At 31.3% G+C, this 8,037-nt stretch carries 5 protein-coding genes; 4 read left to right on the top strand and 1 reads right to left on the bottom strand.

Annotation, left to right across the window (positions count from 1 at the left end; all coding sequences use genetic code 11):
• The 4 genes from ACKVOV_RS13245 to ACKVOV_RS13260 form a co-directional block, all read left to right on the top strand.
• A partial coding sequence (locus ACKVOV_RS13245; RefSeq protein ID WP_409207241.1) for an ATP-dependent Clp protease proteolytic subunit occupies positions 1 to 75 on the top strand: 75 nt, incomplete at its 5' end.
• 45 nt (positions 76 to 120) lie between these two features.
• A complete protein-coding gene (gene clpX / locus ACKVOV_RS13250) occupies positions 121 to 1,353 on the top strand; it encodes an ATP-dependent Clp protease ATP-binding subunit ClpX (protein ID WP_409207237.1) in 1,233 nt (410 codons plus the stop codon).
• Positions 1,354 to 1,455: 102 nt separating this feature from the next.
• Entirely contained in the window at positions 1,456 to 3,099 is a 1,644-nt protein-coding gene (locus tag ACKVOV_RS13255; protein ID WP_409207238.1) for a hypothetical protein, read from the top strand.
• Positions 3,100 to 3,252: 153 nt separating this feature from the next.
• The gene (locus tag ACKVOV_RS13260) at positions 3,253 to 5,868 is read left to right on the top strand and encodes an AsmA-like C-terminal region-containing protein (RefSeq protein WP_409207239.1); all 2,616 of its coding nucleotides are present in this window, start codon (positions 3,253 to 3,255) and stop codon (positions 5,866 to 5,868) included.
• A gap of 76 nt (positions 5,869 to 5,944) precedes the next feature.
• On the opposite strand, the gene ACKVOV_RS13265 is transcribed toward ACKVOV_RS13260, so the two are convergent.
• A partial coding sequence (locus tag ACKVOV_RS13265; protein ID WP_409207240.1) for a T9SS type B sorting domain-containing protein occupies positions 5,945 to 8,037 on the bottom strand: 2,093 nt, incomplete at its 5' end.

Consider the following 8,037-nt stretch of genomic DNA (forward strand, 5'->3'; position numbering starts at 1 on the left):
GAAAGAGATTATTGGATGATTGCCGACGAAGCAAAAGAATACGGAATGATTGATGAAGTGTTGAGAAGAGGTTAAATTTAAGTTCAAAGGTTCTGCCTTTGTAACTTGCAACTAGAAATAATGGCAAAAGAAAAATTAGAATGCTCCTTCTGCGGAAGAAAAAAACCAGAAACCAATTTATTAATTGCTGGAATCGATTCGCATATATGTGATAAATGTATCGAGCAAGCACACGGTATTGTTCTGGAAGAATTAAAAACCAGTGGAGTTTCACGTCAAGTTTCAGATTTAGTTTTACAAAAACCAAAACAAATCAGAGCTTTTCTAGATCAATATGTTATTGGTCAAGACCAAACAAAAAAAGTAATGTCTGTAGCAGTTTATAATCATTACAAACGATTAATGCAACAAAATGATCATGACGAAGTAGAGATTGAAAAATCTAATATTATCATGGTGGGACAAACTGGAACAGGGAAAACGCTAGTGGCAAAAACCATTGCAAAAATGCTTGATGTTCCGTTGGCTATTGTAGATGCGACTGTACTTACTGAAGCAGGATATGTAGGAGAAGATGTAGAAAGCATTCTTACTAGATTGCTTCAAGCAGCGGATTATGATGTAGCTAAAGCCGAAAGAGGAATCGTTTTCATAGATGAGATAGATAAAATTGCTCGTAAAAGTGATAATCCATCCATAACTCATGATGTTTCTGGAGAAGGTGTGCAACAAGCATTATTGAAACTTTTGGAAGGAACTGTTGTAAATGTTCCGCCAAAAGGAGGACGTAAACACCCAGACCAAAAATTTGTAGAAGTAAATACTCAAGATATTTTATTTATTGCTGGCGGTGCTTTTGATGGTATTGAAAGAATTATTTCAAAAAGATTAAATCGTCAAGCGGTTGGTTATAGTACTTCAAAAAATGTCGATAATATAGATAAAGACAATCTGTTGCAATATATTATTCCAAAAGACATTAAAGATTTTGGTTTAATTCCAGAAATAATTGGTCGTTTGCCAGTACTTACACACATGGATCCTTTAGATAGAGAAACCTTGCGTGCTATTTTGACACAACCTAAAAATGCTTTAATCAAACAATATCAAAAATTATTTATGATGGATGATGTTGAATTTAATATTACCGATGAAGCGTTAGATTTTATTGTCGATAAAGCATTAGAATACAAATTAGGTGCTCGTGGATTGCGTTCACTTTGCGAAGCCATCTTAACCGATGCTATGTACGAATTGCCAAGTTCAGATGATAAAATTCTGAACATAGATAAGGAATATGCGCATCATACTTTAACAAAAAATTTACTGAAGCGATTAGAAATTGCATCGTAATAAAAAGGCAACTTAAAAAAGTTGCCTTTTTATTTTGATTCGAAATCTCAAATTAAATAGAAGTTGTTTATAAAAAAAACTAGTCATAATTATTAAAACAAAATGAAAAACAAAATAAAATTTCAGTTCCTTATTAGCTGTTTTACTTGCTTATCAGCTTTTGCTCAAAGCGGAAAACTTAAAACGTATACTCATAAAAGCAGTGCGCCTTATGAAGAAGAAAAACCATATAGCGGTATGTTTTTAGGAAGATCAAGTAGTACTACTTTTTATAAAGGGAATGAATTCATGACGTGTGACATACAAAATGAAGATATCATAATTAAAAAATTTAATGCTGAAAAATTAAGTCTTGTAAAAGAAAAAAAATACAATAAGTTTTTTGCAAAAAACTTTGTCTTAATGGGAAATTTAGAGATAAATAATAAATTTTTTGTTTTTTATTCTTCCTATGATGGTGATGCTAAAAAAGAACAGGTCTTTAGTACCGAAATCGATTTTAATAAAGGTGAATTTGCAAGTTCTCCTAAATTATTATTCCAAGTAGACAAAGGAATATTACCTAGTAACAGTTTTAGTTTCTATTTTAATTTAACTGAATCTTTTGATAAAAAATACATTGCAATTAATTACAGAAAAGTTCAAGAAAAAAATAAAGGTGATAAGAACGCAAAAGATATTATTGGTATAAAAGAATTTGACGAAAATTTAAAACAAGTTTTTGCTAGCGAAATCAATATGTCTTATAGTGAGAAAGAGGTTGATTGTGGGAATTACATATTAAACAATAATGGAGATTTTTATTGGTTAGCAAAAGTATATCACGATGATAGCCACAACGACAAAAAGAAGAGTAAGGATATCATTGCGAATTTTCATTTTGAAATTTTTAGCATAAAATCAGGAGCAAAGACAATAAACACAACAAAAGTGGAAGATAAAAATAATACAATTAATGTGTTGAATTTATTTACAACACCAAAAGACTTTATACTTTGCGCTGGAACATACAGTAATGGCTCTTCTGATATTATGGATACCGATGGTTATGTTGGTTTTAAAATTAATGCTGATGGAACATTTTCTGATAAAGTTTATAGTGAATTTACAATAGAACTATTAAAACAATATACAACAGAAAAAGAACAAAAAAATATTGATAAACCTAGAACTAAAGGAGAAAGTAATGGGTTACTTAGAGTGGCTTTGCAAGACTCCCATGTTTCTGAAAATGGCGATTTAGTTTTTATTGGAGAGCAAAAATATTCCGTAACAAATACTTATTCTCCTGCAACGTCTATGAGTCTGTATTCTGATAGAACAATGTATTTTGACAAGGATATAATAATATCTAAAGTAAAGACAGACGGAAATGTAGTCTGGACAAAGAGAATCCCTAAAAATGAGTTAAGTGTTCCAACTTGTTCGTATGCTTACTCAAAGGAGAATAACTATTTTATTTTTGTAGACGATATTCACAACATAGATTTACCTCTAAACAAAAAACCAGGGGTTGCCTATGGAGGGCATGACGAATTTATGAGTATTGTAAAGGTTTCTGATTCAGACGGTACTGTAAGTAAAGGAGCCATATTTGATAACGAAGAATTTAAAAATTACGATGTCAAAAAATATATGGTATATTATAAAGACCCTTTTAAGATTTCTGAAAATGAAATTGTGTTTAAAATTCATAAAACAAAAGGCGAGTCTGGCGATGTAATGGTCAAAGTAAAATTAGATTAAAAAACTACTATATTTATGGTTTAAAAAAAACAGGCAAATTGCCTGTTTTTTTTTATGAAAAGTTTACGACACACTTAAACTATAAATACTATTTTTGTAAGATAATGAGGCAAGGTTTTTGCTTTGAATCTTTTAGAATTAAATTCAAATAACATGAAAAAGAAAATCTTTATAGGAATTGGTGTTTTTTTATTAGTAATTATAGCTTCTTTAGCTGCAATTCCTATTTTTTTTAAAGATCAAATTAAGGCTAAAATCGAAAAAAGCATCAACGAAAATGTAGATGCTAAAGTAACTTTTGCAGATGCTAGTTTGAGTTTATTTAAAAGTTTCCCACAAGCAAATGTTGGAATTCAAAAACTAATCATCATTAATAAAGCACCTTTTGTTGGAGATACACTAGTTGCATTTGAAGAATTAAATCTTCAAATGTCTATAGGAGAATTATTTAATAGCGATGACGAACCAATGACTTTAAAAGCAATTTCTGTCAAAAACGGAAAAGCAAACATACTTTTTAATAAAGATGGTGTTGGGAATTTTGATATCGCAATCAAAGATAATAAAAAGAAAGAAACCCCAGAAAGCAAACCGTTTGCTATGAATATTCAGAATTATAAAGTAGAAAACTTTAAATTCAAATACTATGACGAACGTTCTAAAATTAAAATGGTAATTAGTGAATTAAACCATGAAGGAACTGGAAATTTTGCCTCGCAAATTTTAGATTTAGATACCAAATCGACTGCAAAAATTTCATTAGACATGGATAAAATGAACTACATGAAAAATGTTGCCATTTCACTTGATGCAGTTCTTGGAATAGATTTAGAGAAAAGCAAGTACACCTTTAAAGACAATACAGCAAAAATTAACGAATTGCCATTAGAGTTTAATGGATTTATTCAATTACTAGAAGATGGGCAAGATTACGATTTAACATTTAAAACACCTACCTCATCATTTAAAAACTTCTTAGGACTTGTTCCTGCGGCATATGCTGGAGATTTGAATACCGTAAAAACTACAGGAGATTTTACCGTAAAAGGATTTGCAAAAGGAAAACTTACAGATACAACGGTTCCAAAATTTAACATTGCCATTGCATCAAATAATGCTTCGTTTCAATATCCTAGTTTACCAAAATCAGTACAAAACATCATCATTGATACTAAAATTATCAATGAAACTGGCTTAATGAATGATACTTATGTAAATCTAGACAAATTATCGTTTAGAATAGATCAGGACGTTTTTAATGCCAAAGCTAACATTCGAAATGTAGCCACAAACGCCTTAGTTGATGCAGCTCTAAAAGGAACTATCAATTTAGTAAATGTAACTAAAGCTTATCCCGTAAAATTAGACAAACCACTTTCTGGAATTCTAAAAGCTGATGTGACAACAAAATTCGATATGCAATCAGTCGAGAAAAGTCAATATGAAAAAATTCAAAATGCTGGAAATATTACTTTAACTGGTTTCAATTATTCTGGTCCAGAAATGGCAAAACCTGTACAAATAAGACAAGCAGTTATTGCTTTTAATCCAAATCAAATTCGTTTGAACCAGTTGGATATGAAAACAGGAAATTCAGACATTCAAATGACTGGAACATTGGATAATTTTTACGGATTTGTGTTTAGAAATCAAATCTTAAAAGGGAATTTTAACATGAATTCGAATCAGTTTTTAGTTTCTGATTTTATGGCACCAACTCCTGTAGCCACAAAAGGAAATTCCGAATCAGTTGCTAATTCAGGAGCAAAAACAACAAAAGAAGCTGTGAAAATCCCTGCTTTTTTAGATTGTGCTATTACTGCTAAAGCAAACACCGTAGTTTATGACAATTTGACTATGAAAGCGGTTTCTGGAAAAATGATTATTCGAGACGAAGCAGTAACTTTACAAAATATAACCACCAATATTTTTGACGGACAAATTGGATTAAACGGGCTAGTTTCAACCAAAGGAAAAGTACCTACTTTTAATATGAATTTAGATTTAAGTAAAGTAGATATTGCCAAATCATTTACACAATTAGATATGTTGAAAAAAATCGCACCAATTGCGGGTGTGATAAATGGTAAAATAAATTCAACTATCAAATTATCTGGAAACCTTGATGCAGTAGAAATGACGCCTGATTTAAAAACAATAACTGGTGATTTATTAGGACAATTGTTATCGACTACTATAAATCCTAACAACTCTCAAATGTTATCGGCTTTAGGTTCTCAAGTTAAATTTTTAGATGTTAGCAAACTAAATTTAAACGATATTAAAGCTTCTATTTCATTCAAAGACGGAAAAGTAAACGTTAAACCTTTCAAAATAAAATACCAAGATATTAATGCTGAAATTGGTGGTTCACATGGATTTGACCAAAGCATGAACTATAACATTAAAATGAATGTTCCAGCTAAATATTTAGGTGCCGAGGTAAATAAATTATTAGCAAAACTTACTCCTGCTGATGCTGCTAAAATAGATAATATTCCAATAACTGCTTTAATGACTGGGAATTTTAAAAATCCAAAAGTAAGCACGGATATGAAACAAGCATCGACTAATTTAGCCACTCAAATTGTAAAATTACAGAAGGACAAACTAATTAATCAAGGAACTTCAGCATTAGGCAATTTATTAGGTGGGGGCAAAAAAGATCCTGCTGATACTACAAAAACAAAAGACCCTAAAAAAGACGATATTAAAAATGCCGCTGGTGATTTATTAAATGGCTTATTTGGGAAAAAGAAAAAACCATAAATAGTTATTTCTTCTTGAAGTTGGATTTATAATATGTAACCTATATTTCTTTAAAGAGATAATTTAAAAGATTAAATTATCTCTTTAAAGAAAAATGACCTCTTCTTTCTGGAAGATTTTCATTTATTTTCATAACATACCAATAATCTGACGAAGGTAACTTTTCATTATTAAAAATTCCGTCCCATGATGGTTTTAATGTATTTAACAAAGATATAAGTTTCCCAAAACGGTCAAATATTTTCACCTCTGCATTTGGATAAAGAGACATTCCTTCAATGGTCCACAAATCATTATAATTATCATTGTTTGGTGTAAAAAAATCAGGAATTCCAATTACTGCAAATTGTTCTGAATCTTTCCCACAACCCTTTTTTTCTCTCACATAACAAGTGTAAATTCCACCAATTAAAACTGAAAAAATATTAGATTCTTGGTAGTTATCACCATCAATAGAATATTCAAAATCCCCTGTTCCATCAATTATCACTGTTACAGTTGTATTGTCTACAACAATATTAGTTATGATTGGAGCTGTATTCTCTAAAATTAGAAAGGACTTTGTTTTAGAACAATTTTCAGGCGAAGTAACAATTACTGAATAATTTGTTAGTCCGTTTGATGTAATGGTTTGAGTAATATCTCCCGTTGACCAAAGGTAACTCATGCTTGTTATACCAGCATCTAAAATCACAACATCACCTTTGCAAATCGTAATTTCTTCATCATTTACAATTGGAAACGGATTAACAATTACTGAAACTGGAATTCTAGCTGAAAGACAACCATTGTTATTTGCTTCTGCATAAAAAGTTGCATTCGCTACAAGTGTAGTTGTATTGAAACTCGTTCCGTTTCCTAGCAAATCCCCATTAGAATTGTACCAATTAACAATTCCTACAGTTGTTGAAGCAGAAAGAGTAGCAAAATTTCCTTCACAAATAGGATTGGAATTATTTGTTGAAAGCACTGGGATTTCATTTATAGTAGCCGTAACCGCAATGCGAGTTCCTGTAGTACACCCTATAGGAAAAGCATCTACATAATAAATTGTAGTCGTAGTAAGCACAGGTGTTACAAAGCTATTTCCTGTAGCTAAAAGCACGCCTCCATTTGCATTACTGTACCAGTTTACATTCCCAACATTTGCAATAGCTTGCAAAGTTAAGCTTCCATTCCCACAATTAGATTGTGATGTAGTAGCTGTTATTGTAGGAATTGTAATCGTTGTACTCGTTGAAATTTGTAATATTGGATCTCCAGGCATTCCTCCATATTCAACAATATAACCTTTTGGCTGATAATTACCACTTGCATCTCCAGTATTTGATAAATCATTCCAAGAACCCAAAACTCCTACACCAGGAGCGGTTATGTGTGCATAATTTTCATTTCCTAAATTATTAGGTTCTCCATTATTCCAAAAAGCAAAATTTGGAGTAGAGCCATTAACTCCTCCATTCCAGAAAATAGTTCCATTTTCTGGCCCAGTCATCCATTTCCAAACACCTTCTGTTTGTTCGTCGCTTCCACCAATCCAACCTGCTCCAGAAGCCTGTATACCTGCAAGTTGTGATTCATCAGAAGCCGTAATTGTTGCTAAATAACCTTGTAAACCATAATAAGTGCTTGCTTGAGCTGCATTTTTAGCATTCGCCCAAGTTATACCAATGTTTGGTATATACTCATAATAATGTCCGTTAGAAGGTAAATAATTTGCTTGACCAACTGAAATAGAAAAATTTCTTATCCCTGATGGATTTAAAGTATTATTGGAATAAACTACATCCTTTATGGCTGCAATTAAGTCGACATAAGTAGGTTGACTAGATACACCCGCTAAAGTCAACTTCCCTAACGAAGCACTCCAGTTGCTAGAAATATTTGGATGAGTTCCTGTAAGTACTAACAAATCTTGACCATTCACATAACCTGACGAAATTTGAATATAAACAGCATCAATTCCTAGATCATCTGGATCAATTATTGTCATATCTGTAACTATTTTCATATCAGTACCAGGGCAAAACACTTGATTCCCAGTAGCTATAAGCACAGGAGCGATATTGACTTTAAGCTGACTTTGCTTTAATGCATTTTCTTTATTAGAATTAAAGTTTTGGCAAAAAAGAGTATTGGCAAAAAAGAACAATATGAATATATATTTTT

It is taken from the genome of Flavobacterium sp. (genome assembly GCF_046153165.1).
Taxonomy (GTDB): domain Bacteria; phylum Bacteroidota; class Bacteroidia; order Flavobacteriales; family Flavobacteriaceae; genus Flavobacterium.